The sequence below is a fragment of the Pseudomonas tolaasii NCPPB 2192 genome, from assembly GCF_002813445.1.
In the GTDB taxonomy this organism is placed as follows: domain Bacteria; phylum Pseudomonadota; class Gammaproteobacteria; order Pseudomonadales; family Pseudomonadaceae; genus Aquipseudomonas; species Aquipseudomonas tolaasii.
Genome location: NZ_PHHD01000001.1, coordinates 3,781,408 through 3,802,826 on the forward strand (window position 1 = coordinate 3,781,408; position 21,419 = coordinate 3,802,826).

The 21,419-nt window shown below is 61.4% G+C and carries 16 protein-coding genes; 13 read left to right on the top strand and 3 right to left on the bottom strand.

The window, feature by feature from the left end:
• Positions 1-117 precede the first annotated feature (117 nt).
• The 6 genes from ATI14_RS17555 to ATI14_RS17580 all read left to right on the top strand — a co-directional run bounded on the left by ATI14_RS17555 (position 118) and on the right by ATI14_RS17580 (position 11,488).
• Positions 118-3,057 (top strand): TonB-dependent receptor, encoded by a 2,940-nt coding sequence (locus ATI14_RS17555; protein WP_080520331.1) that lies wholly within the window; start codon positions 118-120, stop codon positions 3,055-3,057.
• Positions 3,058-3,161: 104 nt separating this feature from the next.
• Positions 3,162-5,819 (top strand): TonB-dependent receptor, encoded by a 2,658-nt coding sequence (locus ATI14_RS17560; protein ID WP_016970911.1) that lies wholly within the window; start codon positions 3,162-3,164, stop codon positions 5,817-5,819.
• Positions 5,820-5,979: 160 nt separating this feature from the next.
• Positions 5,980-7,818: an extracellular solute-binding protein gene (locus ATI14_RS17565; RefSeq protein ID WP_031319737.1), complete on the top strand. Its 1,839-nt coding sequence runs from the start codon at positions 5,980-5,982 to the stop codon at positions 7,816-7,818.
• Positions 7,805-8,869, top strand: coding sequence for a microcin C ABC transporter permease YejB (locus ATI14_RS17570; protein ID WP_016970913.1), 1,065 nt, complete (start codon positions 7,805-7,807; stop codon positions 8,867-8,869). The genes ATI14_RS17565 and ATI14_RS17570 overlap by 14 nt, the downstream gene beginning before the upstream one ends.
• The gene (locus ATI14_RS17575) at positions 8,869-9,891 is read left to right on the top strand and encodes an ABC transporter permease (RefSeq protein WP_016970914.1); all 1,023 of its coding nucleotides are present in this window, start codon (positions 8,869-8,871) and stop codon (positions 9,889-9,891) included. Before ATI14_RS17570 ends, ATI14_RS17575 begins: the two co-directional genes overlap by 1 nt.
• A gap of 16 nt (positions 9,892-9,907) precedes the next feature.
• A complete protein-coding gene (locus tag ATI14_RS17580; protein WP_016970915.1) occupies positions 9,908-11,488 on the top strand; it encodes an ABC transporter ATP-binding protein in 1,581 nt (526 codons plus the stop codon).
• A 57-nt stretch (positions 11,489-11,545) separates the two neighbouring features.
• Here the strand turns inward: ATI14_RS17580 and ATI14_RS17585 are convergent, their stop codons facing one another.
• Complete coding sequence (locus ATI14_RS17585) at positions 11,546-11,986, bottom strand: hotdog fold domain-containing protein (RefSeq protein WP_080520332.1); 441 nt, start codon at positions 11,984-11,986, stop codon at positions 11,546-11,548.
• A 137-nt stretch (positions 11,987-12,123) separates the two neighbouring features.
• Between ATI14_RS17585 and ATI14_RS17590 the strand changes: the two genes are divergently transcribed.
• Positions 12,124-12,753, top strand: a complete 630-nt coding sequence (locus tag ATI14_RS17590) for a TetR/AcrR family transcriptional regulator (RefSeq protein WP_016970917.1) — start codon at positions 12,124-12,126, stop codon at positions 12,751-12,753.
• A gap of 24 nt (positions 12,754-12,777) precedes the next feature.
• On the opposite strand, the gene ATI14_RS17595 is transcribed toward ATI14_RS17590, so the two are convergent.
• Positions 12,778-14,025: an epoxide hydrolase family protein gene (locus tag ATI14_RS17595; protein ID WP_016970918.1), complete on the bottom strand. Its 1,248-nt coding sequence runs from the start codon at positions 14,023-14,025 to the stop codon at positions 12,778-12,780.
• Between the two features lie 108 nt (positions 14,026-14,133).
• Here ATI14_RS17595 and ATI14_RS17600 point away from each other — a divergent pair, with 108 nt between their 5' ends.
• Together ATI14_RS17600 and ATI14_RS17605 are read left to right on the top strand one after the other, a co-directional pair.
• Complete coding sequence (locus tag ATI14_RS17600) at positions 14,134-14,721, top strand: TetR/AcrR family transcriptional regulator (RefSeq protein WP_016970919.1); 588 nt, start codon at positions 14,134-14,136, stop codon at positions 14,719-14,721.
• A 92-nt stretch (positions 14,722-14,813) separates the two neighbouring features.
• Positions 14,814-16,652 (top strand): ATP-binding protein, encoded by a 1,839-nt coding sequence (locus tag ATI14_RS17605; protein WP_016970920.1) that lies wholly within the window; start codon positions 14,814-14,816, stop codon positions 16,650-16,652.
• Between the two features lie 242 nt (positions 16,653-16,894).
• On the opposite strand, the gene ATI14_RS17610 is transcribed toward ATI14_RS17605, so the two are convergent.
• Positions 16,895-18,154 (bottom strand): serine hydrolase domain-containing protein, encoded by a 1,260-nt coding sequence (locus ATI14_RS17610; RefSeq protein WP_016970921.1) that lies wholly within the window; start codon positions 18,152-18,154, stop codon positions 16,895-16,897.
• A gap of 360 nt (positions 18,155-18,514) precedes the next feature.
• On the opposite strand from ATI14_RS17610, the gene ATI14_RS17615 reads away from it, so the two are divergent.
• The 4 genes from ATI14_RS17615 (at position 18,515) to ATI14_RS17630 (ending at position 21,393) form a co-directional block, all read left to right on the top strand.
• Positions 18,515-19,498 carry a DUF1852 domain-containing protein gene (locus ATI14_RS17615; RefSeq protein WP_016970922.1) on the top strand — a complete coding sequence of 328 codons (984 nt, stop codon included), beginning with the start codon at positions 18,515-18,517 and terminating at the stop codon, positions 19,496-19,498.
• A gap of 26 nt (positions 19,499-19,524) precedes the next feature.
• The gene (locus ATI14_RS17620) at positions 19,525-20,553 is read left to right on the top strand and encodes a methionine synthase (protein WP_020372584.1); all 1,029 of its coding nucleotides are present in this window, start codon (positions 19,525-19,527) and stop codon (positions 20,551-20,553) included.
• A 16-nt stretch (positions 20,554-20,569) separates the two neighbouring features.
• Positions 20,570-21,070 carry a flavin reductase family protein gene (locus ATI14_RS17625; RefSeq protein WP_016970925.1) on the top strand — a complete coding sequence of 167 codons (501 nt, stop codon included), beginning with the start codon at positions 20,570-20,572 and terminating at the stop codon, positions 21,068-21,070.
• 89 nt (positions 21,071-21,159) lie between these two features.
• Positions 21,160-21,393, top strand: a complete 234-nt coding sequence (locus ATI14_RS17630; RefSeq protein ID WP_016970926.1) for a hypothetical protein — start codon at positions 21,160-21,162, stop codon at positions 21,391-21,393.
• The last annotated feature ends 26 nt before the right edge of the window (positions 21,394-21,419 follow it).

Below are 21,419 nucleotides of genomic sequence, written 5' to 3' on the forward strand. Positions count from 1 at the left end.
CCCGCGTGCTTTCAGGGCGTTATAAACCCATGCTTTTTTAGCCTAACGGCTGCCTATAAAAACCTGTGATCTGTTGTTCAACCCATCAACGGCATATCAATGATGGGAACCTCAAGCATGCAATTCAAACACCTCAGTCGAGCATCCCTGGCGGCGCTGTCTTTGGCCATCGGGCTGGCGCTGGCAAGCCATGGCACGACGGCGCTGGCACAACCGTCGTCAGCCGTTTCGGCGGCCCAGGCCTTTGACTTTGATATCGCCAGCGGGCCACTCGACCAGGCGCTGCTGACCCTGTCACGCCGCAGCGGGCAGATCATTTCCTTTCAGCAAGACCTGGTGCGAGGCCTCACCAGTGCGCCCGTGCGCGGGGCCTTTACCACCGAGCAAGCGCTGCAGCAGGCACTGCGCGGTTCGTCTCTTGAGGCGGTGCCGAGCGGCGACGGCGGCTGGACCTTGCGCCGTGCGGCCACAGTGCCGGCGGCTGCGGTCAAGGTTGCGCCCACGGCGGCAAAAGTGGCGGGGGATGTCGCGCTGGAAAAAGTCGTGGTCACCGGTTCGCGTATTGCCCGTGCCCAGGTCGAAGGACCGTCGCCGGTCACGGTCATCACGGCTGACGAAGTCACCCGCCGTGGTTACAAGAACGTCTACGACGCCATTGCTTCGCAAACCCAGAATACCGGCATGACCCAGGGCGAAGACTACGGCAACACGTTCCAGCCCGCCGCCAGCGCCCTCAACCTGCGCGGGTTGGGCCCCAACCACTCGCTGGTGCTGATCAATGGCCGGCGCGTGGCCGACTACCCCACGGCGTACGACGGCACGGTCAATTTCACCAACCTTGCCAACATCCCGGCGGTGATGATCGAGCGCATCGAAATTCTCAGCAGCGGCGCCTCGGCCGTGTACGGCTCGGATGCGATTGCCGGGGTGGTGAACATCATCCTCAAAGACAAAATCAGCGGCGTGGATGTCAACCTGCGCGGTGGCGAAGCCCAGCGCGGCGGCGGTGATAACCAGCGCCTGCAAATCAGCGGTGGTGATACCTGGGGCGATTTTGACGGGGTATTCGGCCTGGAGCTGACCCAGCGCCAGCCGATCTGGGGCAATCAGCGCGGCTTCATGAGCGACGGCCCGGCGAAGGATGTGGGCTACCGCCGCAACCTCGACAGCGGCGCTTACCTCGGCCCCGGTTGCGGTGCCTACGGCGGTATCTACAACGGCAAGCTTGGCGGCAGCGGCAACCGTTGCACCACCAACCAGTACTACAACGATTACTGGACCTTGCAGGCGCAGAAGGAAAACTACGACGGCTATACCCGGGGCACCTGGCACTTCAGCGACACCGGCAAAGTGTTCGCCGACCTGATGTTTGGCTTTGATCACACCCAGAACAATACACGCGGGCCGAGCTTCACCTCGCCCGACTTCATCAACCGGAACACCGGCAACCTGGAGCGCTGGTCGCGCAACTTTGCCAGCGAGGAAATCGGCGGCAAAACCAGCAACAACAGCCAATGGCGCGAAGTGTCCTGGACCGGCACCCTGGGCCTGGAAGACAAGTTCAACAACAGCGACTGGGGGTATCAAATTGCGGCCAACCGCTCCGAGTACACCAGCGATCGCACCACACGCTACACACCCTTGAGCGGCATCCGGGATTACTTCCTCGGGCCGCAACTCGGCACGCAGGATGGTCATCCGGTCTTCGCCCCGGACCCTTCGCGTCTGGATCAGCCGTTGACCCCGGAGCAGTGGGACCAGTTTCGCGGCAGCCTGGTGCAGAAGAGTAAATCGGTCTCGCAAACCTTCAGCGCCAACATCAATGGCGACCTGTTCGAGCTGCCGGCGGGCCCGGTGGGCTTTGCCGGTGTGACGGAAGTGGGGCGTCAGTCCTACAGCGTTCACGTCGATGACCAGCTCAATGACGGCACGTTTTACAACACCACGCCCGCCTCCAATTCGGGGGGGGCGCGTGACCGCTATGCAGCCGGTGGCGAGCTGAGCATTCCGCTGACCGATACCTTGCTGGCATCGGCTGCGGGGCGTTGGGACCAGTACAAATTCAGTGGCCGCACCGAGCAACAAAAAACCTACAACCTGGGCCTGGAATGGCGCCCGGTCACCAGCCTGCTGCTGCGTGGCAGCTACGGCACCAGCTTTCGCGCCCCCGACCTCAACTATCTCTACCAGGCGGCTACCAACGGCTACACGCCTGACCAGATCGACTATTACGGTTGCAGCAAAGGCGTAGAAGGGGCGTGTGACCGAGGCCGGGTGGATTACACCCAGACCGGCAATTCGGACCTCGCCTCCGAGCGTGGCAAGTCCTGGACGTACGGGTTTGTCTGGTCGCCGTCCCATCAGTTCGATTTCTCCGCCGACTTCTGGCGCGTTGAAATCAAGGACCTGTTGACCACCGTCGACATCAACCGCTTGCTGCAACAGGAAAACCAGTGCCGCAACGGCCAGCTCGACGCGACCACCTGCGCCGACGTGTTGGCGCGCATTCAGCGTAACGCCAGCACCGCGGCAGTCGACCCGAACGTGCTGCAACGCGTGCAGGTCAACGCGATCAACGCTGCCAGCGAACGGGTCAGCGGCCTGGACCTCAAGAGCAATATCCGTTGGGGTGCAGGCCAGTACGGTGCGTTCAGTTCGGCGATTGGCTACAGCCTGGTGCTGTCCCACTACCTCAAGGAATCGGATGACGCGCAAACCCAGAACCTGCGCTCCAGCACGGATAATCACGACTGGCGCAGCAAGGTCAACGCCAGCCTGACCTGGGACTACCAGCACCTCTCCGCCACGCTCACCGGCATCCGCTACGGCAGCGTGACCAATGGCGCCGGCGACGGTCGCCTGTCGCCCTGGACCACCTTTAATGCCAGTGCCCGCTACCAGGTGAACGAGCAAGCCAGTGTGGGCCTGACCGTCAACAACCTGCTCAATCAGGTCAAGCACGATGACTCCGCCGGCTGGCCGTACTACCCCAGCGGCAACTATGACCCCTATGGCCGTCAGGTCTGGCTGGACGTGAGTTACCACTTCGGCAAGTAGCGCATAAGCACATGCGATTACGGTCTAATCGGTGCTCTATAAAAAACCTGGCGTCGACACACAACCCTGCATACCCCCATAACGGACAGGGAGCCGTCGACGCCATGCTTGATCCCAAACACATCGGTTTTTTACTGACACTCGCTGCCACGGCGGCCTCCGGCAGTGCCCTGGCCGCAGACGCCGAGGGTGTTGAAAGCCCCTCGGTGATTCCGCAACTGCAACGCATCGAAGTCACCGGCAGCGCGATTCGCCGGGTCGATGCGGAGACGGCGGTGCCGGTCACCATTTTGCGCACCGAAGAGCTGAAGAAGCAGGGCGTCACCACCACCGAGCAGTTGGTCAACCGCATCGCGGCCAACCAGTCCTCGGTGGGCGCCGGCCGCTCGATCGGCTCCAGCAGCGGCGGGGCGTCTTTTGCTGATTTGCGCGGCATCGGCCCCAACAAAACCCTGGTGTTGCTCAACGGCCGACGCCTGAGCAACAACGCGACCAATGCCATCAACGCCTCGGGCGTCGACCTCAATACCCTCCCGTTCGCCGCCATCGACCGCGTGGAAGTCCTGCGTGATGGCGCGTCGGCGCTGTACGGCACCGACGCCATTGGCGGCGTGATCAACTTCATCACCAAAAAGAGCGTCACCGACGGTCAACTGACCCTGGGCGGCAGCACGCCGACCCGTTCCGGTGGCGGCGAGACAAACAACTTCAGTGGCAGCTGGGGCTTTGGCGACCTGGAAGACGACCGCTTCAACGTGTTCGGCGTGGTCAGCCACGACAAACAGCAGAGCCTGAAGGCCAAAGACCGCGATTTCACCTACAACTACCAGCCGGGTCGCGGCCTGGACTACTCCTCGGGCGTGGCTTCGCCGGCCAACTACAGCCAGGGCTCGAATGCCAGTAACCCGCTGGCGGCGTCAGGCTGCAATGCGCCGGGGCTGATCGCGCGCAGCGGCATCTGCAGGCAATCGCTGTGGAGTTACCTGGACCTGGTGCCGGAGACGGAAAAGACCTCGTTCTTCGGCAAGGCCAGCGCCAAGCTGGCCGATGACCACACCGCCAGCCTCGAATACTTCTGGGCGCGCAACCTCAACCGCACACAGATCGGTCCGGGCCTGTTGCAAGGCCTGCAAGTGCAGCCCGGTACGCCGTATTTTCCCGGCAACGGCATCACGCCAGGGCCGACCACTTTTGCCCTGGACCCGACCCAACCGGTCGATGCGAACTGGCGCGAAAGTGAGGTGGGGCCACGCAAGCATGAGGACGACAACGTCAGCCAGCGCCTGCTGCTGACCTTTGAAGGCACGCTGGCAGGCTGGGACTACAACGTCGGCGCAGCCTACAACCAGAACAAGGTCACCAATTCGATTCTCAGCGGTTATGTGGACGACCGCGCGGTTACCACCGGCATCAACACAGGTGTGATCAACCCATTCGGCCCGCAGTCGGCCGCCGGTGCCGCGCTGCTCGGCGCCAACGCGGTGGACGGCGACTACGCCACCGCCATCGGCCGCGTCAAAAGCATCGATGGGCGCATCAGCCGCGACATCGGTGACTGGTTTGGTGCGGGCCCGTCGGCATTGGCGTTGGGCGGTGAATACCGTAAGGAAGACTTTCATCAGGACTTCGAAGACTTCGCCGCCAACGTGCAAAGCCTGGGCATTGACCCGGCCGCGAGTGTGTCGGGGGATCGTACCGTCTCGGCGCAATATGCCGAGGTGAATGTGCCGGTGCTCGACAGCCTTGAGCTTTCCGCCGCGGTGCGTCACGACAAATACAGCGATTTTGGCGACACCACCAACCCCAAGTACTCGTTCCGCTTTCAGCCGTTCCGTGAGTTGGTGGTGCGTGGCGCCTACAGCGAAGGGTTCCGCGCACCGTCGTTGTATGAGCTGTACAACCCGGCCAGCACCGGTTTCACCATCGCCAACTATAACGACCCGCGTCTGTGTGCCGGGGGCTCGCCGAGCAACGGCGGCCTGGCCAACCGCGATTGTGCCCAGCAGTTTTTCAGCCGCACGGGCGGCAATCAGGACTTGAGCCCCGAGACCGCGCGCAACGTGACGTTGGGCTTTGTCTACCAACCGGTCCACGACTTGTCCCTGGGCCTGGATTTCTGGTGGATCAAGATCGCCAACCAGATCGCCGAATTCCCCGAGTCGGCCGTGTTTGAGCAGCCGGACCTGTACCCCGAGCGCATCGTGCGCAAGGCCGACGGCTCGATCGATCACATCGTCACCGGCCTGGCCAACCTGGGCAAGGTCAAGACCAATGGCGTGGACGTCAGCGCGGACTATCGCTTTCCCGAATCAAAACTGGGGCTGTTCGGCGTCAACCTGCAGGGCACCTACGTTAATACCTACAAGTATCAGCAGCAGCTCAAGGGGCCTTTCATTGACAAGGCCGGCGACTATCGCGGTGGTGATTTCGCTTCGGCCGGCGCCGTGGCCCGCTGGCGTCACAGCCTGACCGGCAGCTGGAGCAAAGGCCCGTTAGGTGCCTCGCTGACCAACCGGTACACCAGCGGCTACAACGACTACAACCGTGCCTATCACGACAAGGTCAGCGCCTGGAGCGTGTGGGACCTGGCCGGCACCTACACCTGGCGCGACACCGCGCAGGTCACCGTGGGTGTGCAAAACCTGTTCGACCGTGAGCCGCCATTCAGCAACCAGACGTCGACGTTCCAGAGTGGCTACGACCCGCGCTATTCCGACCCGTTCGGGCGCACGTTGTATAGCCGGGTTTCCTACAACTTTTAAGCGTGGAACACGATCTGTGTGGGAGCTGACTTGCCTGCGATGCGGCCGTGTCAGTCAACTATTCGCTAGCTGATGTACCGCTATCGCAGGCAAGCCAGCTCCCACATTGCCCTTCAGTGTTTTCAACAAAGGAGTCACCGTGGTGATCCTGTTTCGTTCGATGCTGGGGGCGCTGTTGCTTGGCCTCTGGGCCCCGTCACTGCTTGCTCAACCGACCCACGCCTTGACGGTTTACGGCGAAGCGCCCAAGTACGCGCCAGGTTTCAAACACCTGGACTACGTCAACCCGAACGCTCCCAAGGGCGGTACGTTTCGCCGCTCGTCCATGGAAGACGGCGCGTTCGACCACCTGATTCCGTATGTCGACAAAGGCACCGGCATCACCCAGATCCAGGGCTGGCTGTACAGCCCGCTGGCGTATCGCTCCAAGGATGAGCCTTACACGGTGTATGGCCTGGTGGCGCAGCGCATGGAGTTGGCCGACGACCATTCATGGCTGCGTTTTTACCTGAACCCCAAGGCACGCTTTGCCGATGGCACGCCGATTACCGCGCAAGACGTCGCCTATACCTTCAAGTTGTTCACCACCGAAGGCAGCCTGGCCTACCGCCAAACCTTTGCCGATGTCGACCAGGTACTGGTGGAGTCGCCGACCCAAGTGCGTTTTACCTTCAAAAGTACCGACAACCGCACCTTGCCGCTGGACATCGCTTCGCTGCCGGTGCTGCCGGAACATTGGTGGCAGGGGCGCAACTTCGCCAATGGCGGCGGCTTTGAGCCACCGCTGGGCAGCGGACCGTATCGCATCAGTGCAGTGGACAACGGCCGCAGCGTGACCTTTGAGCGGGTCAAGGACTGGTGGGGGCAAGACTTGCCAGTGAACAAGGGCCAATACAACTTCGACACGCTGCGCCTGGAGTTTTTCGCAGACACCGACGTGTCGCGTCAGATCCTGCAAGCCCAGGGCTATGACTTCAATCGCGAATTTTCCGCCACTCGTTACGCGGTGGGTTATGACGGCGAGGCCCTGCGCGACGGTCGCCTGCAACGTGAACAGCTGGCGCCGAATGCCGTGCAGGGCACTCAGGGGTTTGTGTTCAACCTGCAAAAACCGCCGTTCCAGGACCGCCGCGTGCGCGAGGCGTTGAGCTTGCTGTGGGATTTCGATTGGAGCAACCGCCAGATGATGCACAGCATGTACTTGCGCCAGCGCAGCTTCTTTTCTCGCAGTGCATTGGCGGCCACCCAACTGCCGGATGCCGGGGAGCTGGCGATTCTGGAGCCCTGGCGCGGGCAAATCCCGGATGAGGTGTTCACTCAGGTGTACCAGCCACCGCACACCGACGGCAGCGGGCGCGTACGCCCACAGCAGGCGCAAGCCTTGAAGTTGTTGGCGCAGGCGGGCTGGACGCCGCGCGGTGATCAACTGGTGAACGCCGAGGGCACGCCGTTGCAGTTCACCTTTCTCAATAGCCAGAAAGGCTTCGAACGCTTGCTGCTGCCGTATAAACGTAACCTGGCGCAGATCGGCATCGGCTTCACCATCCGCATGATCGATTCCGCCCAGTACGCCAACCGCGTGCGGGCGCGGGACTACGACATGATCGTCACCGGCTACCCGGTCAGCCCTTCACCGGGGGGCGAACTGGCCAATTACTTCGGCTCCGAGAGTGCCGACGACCCCGGCTCGAACAACTACATGGCGCTGCGCAACCCGGCGGTGGACGCCTTGATCGACGGCCTGGTACGCGCCAACGACCGCCCGACCATGGTGCGTTACGCCCACGCGCTGGACCGTGTGTTGCAGTGGGGCTTCTACTGGATTCCCAACTACTACCCGCCGGGTTCGTCCTCGCTGTGGTGGAACCGTTTTGGCCGCCCGGGCACAGCGCCGCTGAACGACGTGGGCATCGACACCTGGTGGGAAGTCAGCCCGACGCCGCTGACCACCGCGCAAATGCGCCAACTCAATGAAGGAGCCCAACATGCTGGCCTATAGCGCGCGCCGTCTATTGCTGATCGTGCCGACCTTGTTGTGCATCTTGCTGGTCAATTTTTTCATTGTGCAGGCGGCGCCCGGCGGCCCCGTGGAGCAAGCCATCGCGCGGCTGCAGGGCATCGGCAGCCAGGCGTCGGTGGCGGGCACGCGCGTGGAAAGTGGCAACAGTGAATCGCGCACCACCCGTGGCCTGGACCCGCAACTGGTGGCGGACATCGAACGCCAATACGGCTTCGACAAACCCCTCGGCGCGCGCCTGTGGCTGATGCTCGGCAGCTACGCGCGGCTGGACTTCGGTGACAGCTTCTTTCGCGGTGCCAAAGTCACCGACTTGATCCTGCAAAAGCTGCCGGTGACCTTGTCGCTGGGCTTCTGGGCCACGCTGATCAGTTACCTGGTGTCGATCCCGCTGGGTATCCGCAAGGCCGTGCGCCATGGCAGCCGCTTTGATGTGTGGAGCAGTGCGGCGGTGATCATCGGGCATGCCATGCCGGCGTTTCTGTTCGCGTTGCTGCTGATCGTGGTATTTGGCGGGGGCAGCCTGTTGAACTGGTTTCCGGTGCGCGGGCTGGTCTCGGAAAACTTCGCCGACCTGTCGTGGGCGGGCAAAATCGTCGACTACTTCTGGCACCTGGTGTTGCCGGTGTCGGCCCTGGTGATCGGTGGCTTTGCCACGCTGACCATCCTCACCAAAAACAGCTTTCTGGACGAGATCAGCCGCCAGTACGTGGTTACCGCGCGGGCCAAGGGGTTCAGCGAAAGGCAGGTGCTTTACAAGCATGTGTTTCGCAACGCCATGCTGCTGATTGTGGTCGGCCTGCCCCAGGCGCTTACCGCCATGTTATTCGGCGGCTCGCTGCTGATTGAAGTGATTTTCTCCCTCGACGGCCTTGGCCGCCTGAGCTACGAAGCGGCGGTGGCGCGGGACTATCCCGTGGTGTTCGGCACGCTGTTCATCTTTACCCTGGCCGGGTTGGTCATCAAGCTGCTGGGCGATCTGTGTTACCGCGTGCTGGACCCTCGCCTGGACTTCGCCGGGAGGGCCCACTGATGCAGGCTTTTTCTCCAATCGGCCGGCGCCGCTGGCTGCACTTCAAACGCAATCGCCGGGGCTGGTGGTCGCTGTGGGTTTTTATCGCGTTGTTCGCCGCCTGCCTGGGCGGTGAGCTGTTGGCCAATGACAAACCGCTGGTGATGGCCTGGCACGGCGCTCTGTATTTTCCGGCGTTCGAGCGCTATACCGAACAGGACTTCGGCGGCACGTTGCCGTTTCAGCCGGATTACCGTGACCCCTACGTGCGTGAACTGATCGAAGGGCAGGGCGGCTGGATGCTGTTTGCGCCCATCCCGTTCAGTTATGACACGGTCAACTATGACCTCAAGGTGCCATCGCCCACACCGCCCAGCGCGAGCAACTGGCTCGGCACCGACGACCAGGCGCGCGACGTGCTGGCGCGGGTGATTTTCGGCGCCCGTGTGTCGCTGTTGTTTGCTTTGGCGTTGACCCTCGTCAGTGCCGTGATCGGTATCGCGGCCGGCGCGTTGCAAGGCTATTACGCCGGTTGGGTCGACCTGTTCGGGCAGCGCCTGATCGAGATTTGGTCCGGGCTGCCCGTGCTCTATCTGCTGATTATTCTGTCCGGGTTTGTGGAGCCCAATTTCTGGTGGTTGCTGGGAATCATGGCGCTGTTTTCCTGGCTGACCCTGGTTGACGTGGTGCGCGCCGAGTTCTTGCGCGGGCGCAACCTGGAGTACGTGAAGGCCGCGCGGGCGCTGGGCGTGGGGAATTTTCAGGTGATGCTGCGGCACATTCTGCCCAACGCGCTGACTGCCACTCTGACCTACCTGCCGTTCATCCTGACCGGGGCGATTTCCACCTTGACGGCGCTGGATTTTCTCGGCTTCGGCATGCCTGCCGGCAGCGCCTCCCTGGGGGAATTGATCGGCCAGGGCAAGAACAACCTGCAAGCCCCTTGGCTGGCGCTCACCGCGTTTTTTACCTTGGCGCTGATCCTGTCCCTCTTGGTGTTTATCGGTGAAGCCTGCCGCGACGCCTTCGACCCCCGATCCTGATAAGTGAGCCTGTGCCGTGACTGATGCGTTGATTGAAATTCGTAACCTGCAGGTGGCGTTCGAGGGGCACAAGGCGGTGCGTGGCATCGACCTGGATATTCGCGCGGGCGAATGCCTGGCGCTCGTGGGGGAGTCGGGTTCCGGTAAATCGGTGACCGCTCATTCCATCCTGCAATTGCTGGCGCCGCATACCACCCGCACCCGTGGCAGCATTCGCTACTGCGGCGAGGAACTGCTCGGCGCGCCCCCGGAGCGGTTGCGGCAGATTCGCGGTGACCGCATTGCGATGATTTTTCAGGAGCCGATGACGTCGCTCAACCCGCTGTACAGCATAGAACGGCAGTTGTCCGAAACCCTGCTGCTGCACAAGGGCCTGGGCGGAGCGGCGGCACGTGAACGGGTGCTGCAACTGCTGGAGCTGGTGGGCATCCGGCAACCGCGCCAACGTCTTGCGGCCTACCCTCATCAACTGTCCGGCGGGCAGCGTCAGCGGGTGATGATCGCCATGGCCCTGGCCTGCGAGCCGGTGCTGCTGATTGCCGACGAGCCCACCACCGCGCTGGACGTGACCGTACAACGGCGCATCCTTGCGCTGCTCAAAGACTTGCAACAACGCCTGGGCATGGCGCTGCTGTTGATCAGCCACGACCTCAACGTGGTGCGCAGCATCGCCCAGCGGGTGGCGGTGATGCGCGCCGGCCAAATTGTCGAGCAGGCCGAATGCCACGCGCTGTTTGCCGCGCCGCAGCATGCCTACAGCCGCCAGTTGCTGGAAGCCGAGCCACAGGGGCGGGCGGTCGAGCGCGAACCGGCGAGCAACCTGTTGGAAGTGGATAACCTCAGGGTCTGGTTCGCCCAGGGCGGCCTGTTGCGGCGCAAACCGCCGATCAAGGCGGTGGATGGCATCGACTTGCGTGTGCAGCGCGGCAAGACCCTGGGCATTGTCGGCGAGTCCGGCTCGGGTAAATCCACACTCGGTCAGGCGATTCTGCGGTTGATCGACGCCGAAGGCAGCATCCGTTTTCAGGGCCAGCCGCTTGATGCACTCCAGGGCAAGGCCCTGCGCCCCTGGCGACGCAAGTTGCAGGTGGTGTTCCAGGACCCGTTCGGCAGCCTCAGCCCGCGCATGAGCGTGCAGCAAATCATCGAAGAAGGCCTGCGCGTGCACACCGACCTCAACGCTTCAGCCCGCGAAGCCCAAGTGATCGCAGCACTGCGCGACGTAGGCCTCGACCCTGACACCCGGCACCGCTTCCCCCATGAATTCTCCGGCGGCCAGCGCCAACGCATCGCCATTGCCCGCGCGCTGGTGATCAAGCCGGACTTGATTCTGCTCGATGAGCCGACCTCGGCCCTCGACCGTACGGTGCAAAAACAGGTGGTGAGTTTGTTGCGCCGGTTGCAGGAAGAACACGGGCTGACTTACCTGTTTATCAGCCACGACCTGGCGGTGGTCAGGGCGTTGGCCCACGATTTGATTGTGGTCAAGGACGGCGTGGTGGTGGAGGCGGGGAGCACCGAGCAGTTGTTCGAGGCGCCACAGCACGCGTACACGCGGGATTTGCTGGTGGCGTCGTCGTTGATGAGCCCGGCCTAGGGCACCTGACCGAGTTGCAGCTCAACGACTGATACGCCACCGCAGCCTCGCCGGTTTCTAGCCGAGCTTCACATTCATGGTGATGCTCGCGGTAAATACCTTGATTCCGGCTTCATCAAAAATCGACACCGGCACGAACTTGTCGCCAGCGGTTTCCCAGTCGATGCCCGAACCGTCGGCCACCGCGCGGATGTTCGACTTGGCTTTGGCCAGGTATTCGACGGTCATGCCTTTGGGAATCCATTTGGCGCCTGCCGGAATCGACACATCCGTCATCGTGCCGCCCGCCAGTTCGGCGGCGTTGCACAGGGCAATGGTGTGCACCGAGGCCAGATGGTTGGTGATTTCCTTGCGAAACGGCACGTTGACCACTGCGTGGCCGGGGCGCAGCTCGGAGATTTCCGGCGTGATGGTGCTGAAATACGGGGCAACCTGACACGCCATTTGGCTGAACGCAGCCGGGCCGACGCTGTTGAACATGGTTAGGAACTGGCTCATGGGGAATCCTCAAAAAATAGGCTTACAGAATAATATTCTGTAACGGAACAATATTCCGCTAATTTGAGGCGTGTCAAGCCGCGCCTTCTCTGCAGGCCGATGTACCTTTAGACTCGGCTGATTTGGCGAGCCTCTTCATGCACGCAGCTGATTTGATCGAACGCACCTTTCCCGGCCGGCGCAGCGAGCTCAAGCGCACCATTTTGCGCCAGGCACTGGCGTGCTTTAACGAGGTGGGCATCGAAGCCACCAATATCGAAACCATCCGCGCGTTGTGCGACACCAGCGTGGGCGCCATCTACCACCATTTCGGCAGCAAGGAAGGCCTCGTCGCCGCGCTGTTTTTTGCTGCCCTTGAGGACCAGGCCGCATTGCGGGAGCAGTTCCTGGGCGATGCCAAAAGCGCCCGCGAGGGCGTGGCGGCGTTGGTGCGCAGTTATGTGCAGTGGGTGGACGCGCAACCCGACTGGGCGCGGTTTGTGTTCCAGAGCCGCTTTGCCGTGGCAAACGGTCCGTTCAAGGACGAACTGCTGACCCGTAACCAGCTGCGCAACCGGCACATGAGCGAATGGTTCGGTGGAGAAGGGCGTCGCGAGCAGTTGAGCCATGTGCCGGCGGAACTGCTGTTTTCGCTGATCATCGGCGCGGCGGAAAGCTACTCCCGCGCCTGGCTGTCCGGGCGGGTCAAGCAAAGCCCGGCGGCCTACGCCGAGCTGTTGGCGCAGGCCGCGTGGGCGTCGATCGAGAACCTCGAGGCGCCGGCCTGAGACACTGCCGGCGTCGGTCATTCGTCAGCGAGCTGCCAGCCGGAACGGGCGAAAGGCCTTCCACAGTTCCTGCGCAAAGAGCTGCGGCTGTTCAAACGCTGCAAAGTGCCCGCCTTTTTCCACCGCATTCCAATAAAACACATTGGCCCACGCCGCCTCGGCCCAGGCCCGTGGCGGCTTGAAGGTTTCGGCCGGGAAAATACTGGCGCCCATCGGCACTTCAATGCGTTCAACGCCACCTCGTGCGGCCGAGAAGAAATCCGCCCCGCGAATGGTCGCGCCCACGCCTTCCCAGTACAGGCGCGCACTGGAGGTACCGGTACCGGTAAACCAGTACAAGGAGATGTCATCAAGCATCTGGTCGCGGGTGAGGGCGTCCTCCGGGCGACCGTTATTGTCGGTCCATTCCTGGAATTTTTCGTACATCCAGGTGGCCAGGGCGATGGGCGAATCACTCAGGCCATAGCCGATGGTTTGCGGGCGGGTGTTCATCTGGTTGGCGTAGCCGGCCTTGTCGGACACGTAGCGTTCGATGTCGGCCAGGGCCTGGCGTTCTTCTTCGGTCGGGTTGGCGGGCAACCTGGCCGGTACCACCATCGGCAAATTCACGTGTGCTGCCATCAACCCTTCGGGTGCCTGGCCTGCCAGTGCGGTGGTGATCGCTGCACCCCAGTCGCCGCCCTGGGCCACCCAGTGTGTGTAGCCCAGGCGCTCGGTCATCAGTACCGCCCAGGCCTTTGCGATGCGGGCCGGGTTCCAGCCCTGTTCGGCGGGTTTGTCGGAGAACCCGTAGCCCGGAATCGCCGGCACCACCACATCAAACGCGTCTTCGGCACTGCCGCCAAACGCTACCGGGTCAGTCAGTCGCTCGATCACCTCCAGGAACTCCGCTACCGAGCCCGGCCAACCGTGAGTCAGCAGAATCGGCGTGGCGCCAGGGTGCTTTGAGCGGGCGTGGATAAAGTAAATCCCTACGCCATCGATCTGCGTACGGAACTGTGCGAACCCGTTCAAACGCGCTTCGAAGGCGCGCCAGTCATAGTCGTTGAGCCAGTAGTCGATCAGGGCTTTGGCCGCCTCCAGCGGCACCCCCTGGGACCAGTCGCTTACCAGTTCCTGGTCCGGCCAGCGCGCCAGGCTCAGACGCAGGCGCAAATCATCGAGGGCCGCCTGAGGCACCTTGACCTCAAACGCAGTCACCGCTTCGGTGGCGGGTGGCAATACCAGCGCATGGCGCGCAGTTGGGTGATTGAGGACGGTTGTATCGGGCATTTCTTTCTCCGGGACAGTTGTTTGTAGCGAGTGCTACAAAATAGTCCGGACAGAAATGCCGTGTCAATGATATTGTATCGCCCGATACAGAACCGACGGGTGTACCCAATGGCGAGAAAACGAGCATTTGATTACGACCAGGCCGTGGACAAGGCCAAGGTCCTGTTCTGGCAGCGTGGCTACGTTGCCACAGGCCTGCGTGACTTGTTGACGGTGATGGACATTGGCGAGAGTTCTTTCTACAACGCCCTCAAGAGCAAAAAGCACCTCTACCTGGCTTGCGTGCAGCGTTACGAAGATGACGTGGTGGCCCGGCGCCTGGAGGCATTGGTGTCTGCACCCAGTGCTGCGGCCGGCATCCAGGCGTTTTTTACGGCCATCCTCGATGACCTCGACACCGCGCAACTGCCGTCGCCGCTGTGCATGGTCGCGGCCATGGTCACCGATGTGGTGTTGTCCGACCCGGAGCTGCGCGAGCGCGCCGAGCAAGGGCTGGAAGCGGTGCGCGCAATCATGTGTGAGCGCTTGACGGAGGATCAGGCCAGCGGTGTGCTGCCAGCCTCACTGGACCCGCAGGTGACCGCCTCGGTACTTCTGACCTACTTGCAGGGCCTGTGGCGTATGGCGTTGGTGAAGTTTGAAAGGCCTGGGTTTGAACAGCAGGTGCACGCATTTCTGCGCGGGATGGGGCTGTAGGCACACCACCACCGAACATCCGCCCACTTCGCGCGGTCAGAGCTTTACTGATAATCTGCTAATAGCTCAATGCCAGCTCCCCAGGGGCCTCCATGAAAACCTTGCGCACCGCCTTTCCGGCCGCGTTCCCCCGTGGCGCCTCCCGCGCTTCGGAAACAGCACTTTCCGACATCGAATTCCTGCATCGCATCAGCCTTGATCTGATCGGCGAGCAGGACCTCGAAGCCCTTTATTCCAAGATTGTCGCCGCGGCCGTGTCCATCACCGGTTCGCAGTTCGGCACCATGCAGATGCTTTGCCCGCAAGGCCATGCATCCGGGCACGACGGTGAGTTGCAATTGCTCTGTTCCTACGGCTTGCCGCCGGAGGCCATCGGCTTCTGGCAGTGGGTGAGCCCGTTTGCCTACAGCAGCTGCACCATGGCGCTGAAGTTGGGCGAGCGCGCAATCATCCCCGACTTTGAGCAATGGGCGGAGATCGCCGGCACCGAAGACCTGCAGGCTTTTCGCCGCGCGGGCATTCGCGCGGCGCAGACCACGCCGCTGCGCTCGCGCGATGGCCGTTTGCTCGGCATGATTTCCACCCATTGGAGCCAACCGCACCAGCCGTCCGAGCGTGACCTGCGCCTGCTCGACATCCTTGCGCGACAGGCCGCCGACCTGCTGGAACGTACCCTCGCCGACGAGGCCCTGCGCGAAACCCAGGCCGAGCTGCGGGCGCTCAACGAAACCCTCGAACAGCGCGTCGCCGAGCGCACCGCCATGCTGATGCAGGCCGAAGAAAAACTGCACCAGTCGCAGAAAATGGAAGCCGTCGGCCAATTGACCGGCGGACTGGCCCATGACTTCAACAACCTGCTGGCGGGCATCTCCGGCGCCCTTGAAATGATGAACCGGCGCATCAGCCAGGGGCGTTTCAGCGACGTGGACAAATACATGGTCGCCGCCCAGGGCGCCGCCAAACGCGCGGCCGTGCTGACCCAGCGCCTGCTCGCCTTCTCGCGCCGGCAAACCCTGGAGCCGCGCGCCACCAACGTCAACAGCCTGATGTATGGCATGGCCGAGTTGATCCAGCGCACCGTCGGCCCCGGCACCCAGATTGAAACCCTCGGCGCGGCCGATGCCTGGAACGCGTTTGTCGACGCCAGCCAGTTGGAAAACGCACTGCTCAACCTGTGCATCAACGCCCGCGACGCCATGCCCGAAGGCGGCCGTATCACGCTTGAAACAAACAACCGCTGGCTCGACCACAACACGGCCCGCGCCTATGACCTGCCCGAAGGTCAGTACGTGTGCCTGAGCGTGTGCGACACCGGTACCGGCATGCCGCCTGACGTGCTTGCCCACGCGTTTGAACCCTTCTACACCACCAAGCCGATCGGGCAGGGCACCGGCCTGGGCCTCTCGATGATCTATGGCTTTGCCCAGCAATCCGGCGGCCAGGTGCACATTCACTCCGCCGTAGGCGAAGGTACGTGCGTCTCGCTGTTTCTGCCTCGTCACCATGGCGCCGTGCAGCTGGACCAACTCGCCCTTGGCCAAGTCGAAATCGAAGCGACGCAACACGGCGAAACCGTGCTGCTGGTGGACGATGAATCCACCGTGCGCATGCTCCTGGCCGACGTGCTTGGCGAGCTCGGCTACACCGTGATCGAGGCTGCCGACAGCGCCGCCGGCTTGAAACTGCTGCGCTCGGACGTGCACATCGACCTGCTGGTCACTGACGTCGGCCTGCCCGGCGGCATGAACGGCCGGCAAATGGCCGAGGCGGGGATGGCGTTGCGGCCAGGTTTGAAAACGCTGTTTATCACCGGCTACGCGGAGCATGCGGTGATGGGGTATGAGCAACTGGGCGCGGGGATGGGCGTGTTGACCAAGCCGTTTGCGGTGGAGGTCTTGGGTGGCCGGGTGAGGGAGTTGTTGGGGCGCTAGGAGCCTGTCTTCCAGGGATGTACAAAGACCCAAAGCGAACACTGCCCCTGTGCCTGACAGTTTTTTGTGGCGAGCGGGCTTGCCCCGCGTTGGAGTGCGCAGCGCTCCCGACTCAAGCGACGCGGTGTAACTGAGCAACCGAGTCGTCAGGTGCTGGGGCTGCTGCGCAACCCAACGCGGGGCAAGCCCGCTCGCCACAGGAGGCCCTCTCGGCACAAGAAAGCCCGCTTAGGTTATTTCGGTTACGGCAGTACCTTGGCAATCGCGTCAAACGCGACCATGTCGTCGATAATCTTGCCGCCGGTGGGCTGGGTCTGCGCCTGCCACACGACAATCACCACGTTTTTGGTCGGGTTGATGTACACGTACTGACCAAACGTGCCCGCCGCCGTGAAGGCTTTATCGGCCCTGGATGCGTCCGTCCAGCCTGGCCACCACATCGACCCGAAATCACCGTATGCGGCGTCTGAACCCGTGGTCGCGCTGGCGAAGCTCAACCAGCCCTTGGGCAATACCGGCTGCCCTGCGGCCACACCGCCGCTGAGTACGAACTGGCCAAAACGGCCGTAATCCTCCAGCGTTGCGCTGATACCGCTGCCGCCGACTTCATTGCCATTGGGGCCGTCGAGCCACCACTTGGCATCGGTTTGCATGCCGTACGGGCCCCAGATTTTCTCGCTCAAATATTGCGTCAGCGGCTTGCCCACCGCCGCGCTGACCAGTTGCCCGAGCACCTGGGTTTCGCCGGTGCTGTAGTTGGTGCGTGTGCCTGGCGGCGCGGCGGTGGACAGGCTTGCCATGAACTTGAGCAACGAGCCGGGCACCTGTTCGCTGCGCAGCTGGATCAAATGGCGTTCGTCCGAGGACGGGTCAGTGTACTGCTCGTTCCACTTTACTCCGGAGCGCATGGCGAGGATCTGCCGCACCGTGACCTGGTCGTAAGCACTGCCCGCCAGTGCCGGCAAATAGCGCGTCACCTTGTCATCCAGGCTCTTGATGGAACCGTCCTGCAAGGCCGCGCCCACCAGCGTCGAGGTGACGGACTTGGCCACCGACATCGACATCCACCGCGTCTGTGGCGTGTTGCCTTTTTCATAACGCTCATCAACGATTTTGCCGTCCTTGAGCACCAGCAGCCCGGTCACCCGGTTGGTCGCCACGTAATCATCAAGGGTGTAGTGCTTGCCCTTGAAGTCAAACGCCACTGGCGCCAACGGCTGGCTGCTGCGCGGCAGAGGGAAAGGGTGGCCGCCGGCCTTGATCGTACGCACCGGGAACAGACGGTCAGTGTTGCGGAACGTGGTGACCGCCAGCGCTTCGCTGAGCCTGCCGTCGTAAATGGCCTGTACGTCGCCGATCGGTTCCTGGGCGTGGGGGTAGGGCTTGGCTGCGTCGGGTTGAGTGGCGCATGCGGCCAGCGACAGCGCGAGCGTTGAAGCGCACATCAGGGCGTGAAGCGGGTGGTGTTTGAAGCGCGATAACGGGCGGGGGAGTGCGGGCATAAGAACCTCTTTGATTATTTTTTTGATCGGTCTTAAACGAGTTGCGCACGTCGCAAACCGGACGTGTCAGGGCGAAGCATGCGATGGGGGATTTTTTTTGGCGCGCGGGATCGGGTCAGGTTTTGCGCGGGATCGGGACGTGGGGCGGGGCCTGAAACCCGGCGTAAACGCCATCATGAGGCGGCCTAAAGGTTCAGTGAAATCAATTCATTATCTCTTGAACAATGGCTCTGCCTAAAATGCCCGTCAATTAAAGACCTTCATAACTATTTATAGGTGATGGCCGGTAGGGCAGAGTTCGAACTTGTCGAGGTTTGATCTGTTGAGGCGTTATCTCGATATTCAGGGTGCCGGATTAAAATGAATAACGACTTTTCATTTGCTATTAAAAGCATTGATTTCGACGAGGATTACCATCCCTCGGAAAACACGCGCATCACCACCAACTTTGCCAACCTGGCCAGGGGTGAAAGCCGTCAAGAGAATTTGCGCAACACCCTGAGAATGATCGATAACCGCTTTAATGCCCTTGCCCATTGGGATAATCCCAAAGGCGACCGTTATACCGTCGAACTTGACATCATATCCGTCGAAATGGACCTGGCGGTTGAAAGCAGTGGCACTGCCATTCCCCTGATCGAAATATTGAAAACAACGATTGTTGACCGAACCACCGGCGAGCGTGTTGACGGTATCGTCGGGAACAATTTTTCCTCGTACGTGCGCGATTATGACTTCAGCGTGGTACTGCTGGAACACAATAAGGGCAAGCCCGAATTCGGTGTTCCTGAAGGCTTTGGCGAGCTGCATGGCAAGCTGTTCAAGCATTTCGTCAACTCAAAGGCGTACAAGGAAAACTTTAAAAAACCGCCGGTCATCTGCCTGAGTGTTTCCAGCGGCAAGGTCTATCACCGGACTGAAAACCAGCACCCGGTATTGGGCATTGAATACCGGCAGGATGAATGTTCCCTGACCGATGAATACTTCAAGAAGATGGGGTTGAAGGTTCGCTATTTCATGCCTGCCAACAGTGTCGCGCCTCTGGCGTTTTACTTCTCGGGCGACTTGCTGGGTGATTACACCAACCTTGAGTTGGTCAGCACCATCAGCACCATGGACACCTTTCAAAAGATCTACCGGCCCGAGATTTACAACGCGAACTCAGCCGCAGGAAAGTCCTATCAGCCGAGTTTGAAACATCAGGATTATTCACTCACGCTGATTGTTTATGACCGTGAAGAGCGCAGCCGGCTGGCAATTGAACAGGGCAAGTTTGTCGAAGAGCACTTTATCAAGCCCTATCAAACGGTTCTTCAACAATGGTCTGCCGGCCACGCGCTCTGATTTATTTAAATACAAGGTTATCTGTCATGAAAAAACTGTTACCCACCTCAACGGCAGGCAGTCTGCCTAAACCGTCCTGGCTCGCCCAACCCGAGACGCTGTGGTCTCCCTGGAAATTGCAGGATGAAGGCTTGGTTGAGGGCAAGCAGGATGCGTTGCGCCTGGCGTTGCAAGAGCAACAGCAAGCCGGTATCGATATCGTCAGCGACGGTGAGCAAACGCGCCAACACTTCGTCACCACCTTTATCGAACACCTCAACGGCGTTGATTTCGAGAAGCGTGAAACCGTGCGCATTCGTGACCGCTATGACGCCAGCGTGCCCACGGTGGTGGGCGCGGTCAGTCGTCAAAAGCCGGTGTTTGTCGAGGATGCCAGGTTCCTGCGCCAGCAAACCGATCAACCCATCAAATGGGCGCTGCCGGGCCCCATGACAATGATCGATACGCTCTACGACAACCACTATAAAAGCCGCGAAAAACTCGCCTGGGAGTTTGCCAGGATTCTCAACGAAGAGGCCCGCGAGCTGGAAGCGGCGGGCGTGGATATCATCCAGTTTGATGAGCCGGCCTTTAACGTCTTCTTTGATGAAGTGAACGAGTGGGGCGTTGCCACCCTGGAAAGGGCCATCGAAGGCCTTAAGTGTGAAACGGCGGTGCACATTTGCTACGGCTACGGAATCAAGGCCAATACCGACTGGAAAAAGACCCTGGGGTCGGAGTGGCGCCAATATGAAGAGGCGTTTCCCAAACTGCAAAAATCCAGTATCGATATTGTCTCGCTCGAATGTCACAACTCCCACGTGCCCATGGAGTTGATTGAACTCATTCGCGGTAAAAAAGTGATGGTCGGTGCCATTGACGTGGCGTCCAACACCGTTGAGACACCGGAAGAAGTCGCCAATACCCTGCGCAAAGCCCTGCAGTTTGTGGATGCCGACAAGCTTTATCCGTGCACCAACTGCGGCATGGCGCCGCTTTCCCGCGGGGTCGCCAGGGGCAAACTGAATGCGCTCAGTGCGGGCGCTGAGATAGTCCGTAGAGAACTCTTGAAATAGGTAGTCAGGACGGACCATGTCACTTCCCACCACGGCCATCGAGCCTTTGAGCTTTCGCGAAGCGCTCGGGCACTACGCGTCCGGCATCACGGTCATCACTTCTCACGTTGACGATGAGCCGGTTGGCTTTACGTGCCAGTCGTTCTACAGCGTATCGGTGAGCCCGCCGCTGGTGTCGTTCAGCGTTATGCGCAGTTCGGCCAGTTATCCCAGGATCCGCCAGGCCGGCCGGTTTGCCGTGAATATCCTGTCGGGCGAGCAGGTGGGTATTTCCAACCGGTTCGCCCGGCGCGGCACGGACAAATGGCAAGGCGTCGACTGGCAGGCCTCGCCGCTGGGTAACCCCATCCTTGGCGGCAGCCTGCACTGGCTGGATTGCGAAGTTCACGCCGAACACGTCGCCGGTGATCACCTGATCGTGATTGGCGAAGTGAAGGCGCTGAGCCTGCAGGAAGCGGCTTCGGCGCAACCCTTGCTGTACTTCAAGGGGCAATATTGCAACCTCGCGGCGCAGTAAACCCGCCCCTTTTTCGCCAAACAGGTCTACCATGCCTCCCCGGCAGTGGTTCCACGCGCTACCGATTCTTCTTGTTTAAAGGTACCGCCATGTCCATCGACCAAATCTCCCTGCCCAAAGGCGTCGGCCCACACGCCGCCAAGCTGCTCGACGCCATCACCGGCGCCGCCACCCACGAAGCACTCAACCGCGCAGGCGGGAAAGCCGAGGGTTTTGTGTTGGGGCTGGAAGCCACCAAGGCGATCAAAAGCCAGATCGCCGAGTCGTTGTATGTAGCTTACGATGACGCAGCGAGTCATCGGGCAGGTGAGTTGAAGGGCTGATCTTCAGCCGGGGCAATTCAAGGACG

Excerpts from the sequence above, each read along its gene's own strand:
- ATI14_RS17555 (WP_080520331.1), top strand. The coding sequence starts at position 118 with ATGCAATTCAAACACCTCAGTCGAGCATCCCTGGCGGCGCTGTCTTTG.
- ATI14_RS17560 (WP_016970911.1), top strand. The coding sequence starts at position 3,162 with ATGCTTGATCCCAAACACATCGGTTTTTTACTGACACTCGCTGCCACG.
- ATI14_RS17565 (WP_031319737.1), top strand. The coding sequence starts at position 5,980 with ATGCTGGGGGCGCTGTTGCTTGGCCTCTGGGCCCCGTCACTGCTTGCT.
- ATI14_RS17570 (WP_016970913.1), top strand. The coding sequence starts at position 7,805 with ATGCTGGCCTATAGCGCGCGCCGTCTATTGCTGATCGTGCCGACCTTG.
- ATI14_RS17575 (WP_016970914.1), top strand. The coding sequence starts at position 8,869 with ATGCAGGCTTTTTCTCCAATCGGCCGGCGCCGCTGGCTGCACTTCAAA.
- ATI14_RS17585 (WP_080520332.1), bottom strand. The coding sequence starts at position 11,986 with ATGAGCCAGTTCCTAACCATGTTCAACAGCGTCGGCCCGGCTGCGTTC.
- ATI14_RS17590 (WP_016970917.1), top strand. The coding sequence starts at position 12,124 with ATGCACGCAGCTGATTTGATCGAACGCACCTTTCCCGGCCGGCGCAGC.
- ATI14_RS17595 (WP_016970918.1), bottom strand. The coding sequence starts at position 14,025 with ATGCCCGATACAACCGTCCTCAATCACCCAACTGCGCGCCATGCGCTG.
- ATI14_RS17600 (WP_016970919.1), top strand. The coding sequence starts at position 14,134 with ATGGCGAGAAAACGAGCATTTGATTACGACCAGGCCGTGGACAAGGCC.
- ATI14_RS17605 (WP_016970920.1), top strand. The coding sequence starts at position 14,814 with ATGAAAACCTTGCGCACCGCCTTTCCGGCCGCGTTCCCCCGTGGCGCC.
- ATI14_RS17610 (WP_016970921.1), bottom strand. The coding sequence starts at position 18,154 with ATGCCCGCACTCCCCCGCCCGTTATCGCGCTTCAAACACCACCCGCTT.
- ATI14_RS17615 (WP_016970922.1), top strand. The coding sequence starts at position 18,515 with ATGAATAACGACTTTTCATTTGCTATTAAAAGCATTGATTTCGACGAG.
- ATI14_RS17620 (WP_020372584.1), top strand. The coding sequence starts at position 19,525 with ATGAAAAAACTGTTACCCACCTCAACGGCAGGCAGTCTGCCTAAACCG.
- ATI14_RS17625 (WP_016970925.1), top strand. The coding sequence starts at position 20,570 with ATGTCACTTCCCACCACGGCCATCGAGCCTTTGAGCTTTCGCGAAGCG.
- ATI14_RS17630 (WP_016970926.1), top strand. The coding sequence starts at position 21,160 with ATGTCCATCGACCAAATCTCCCTGCCCAAAGGCGTCGGCCCACACGCC.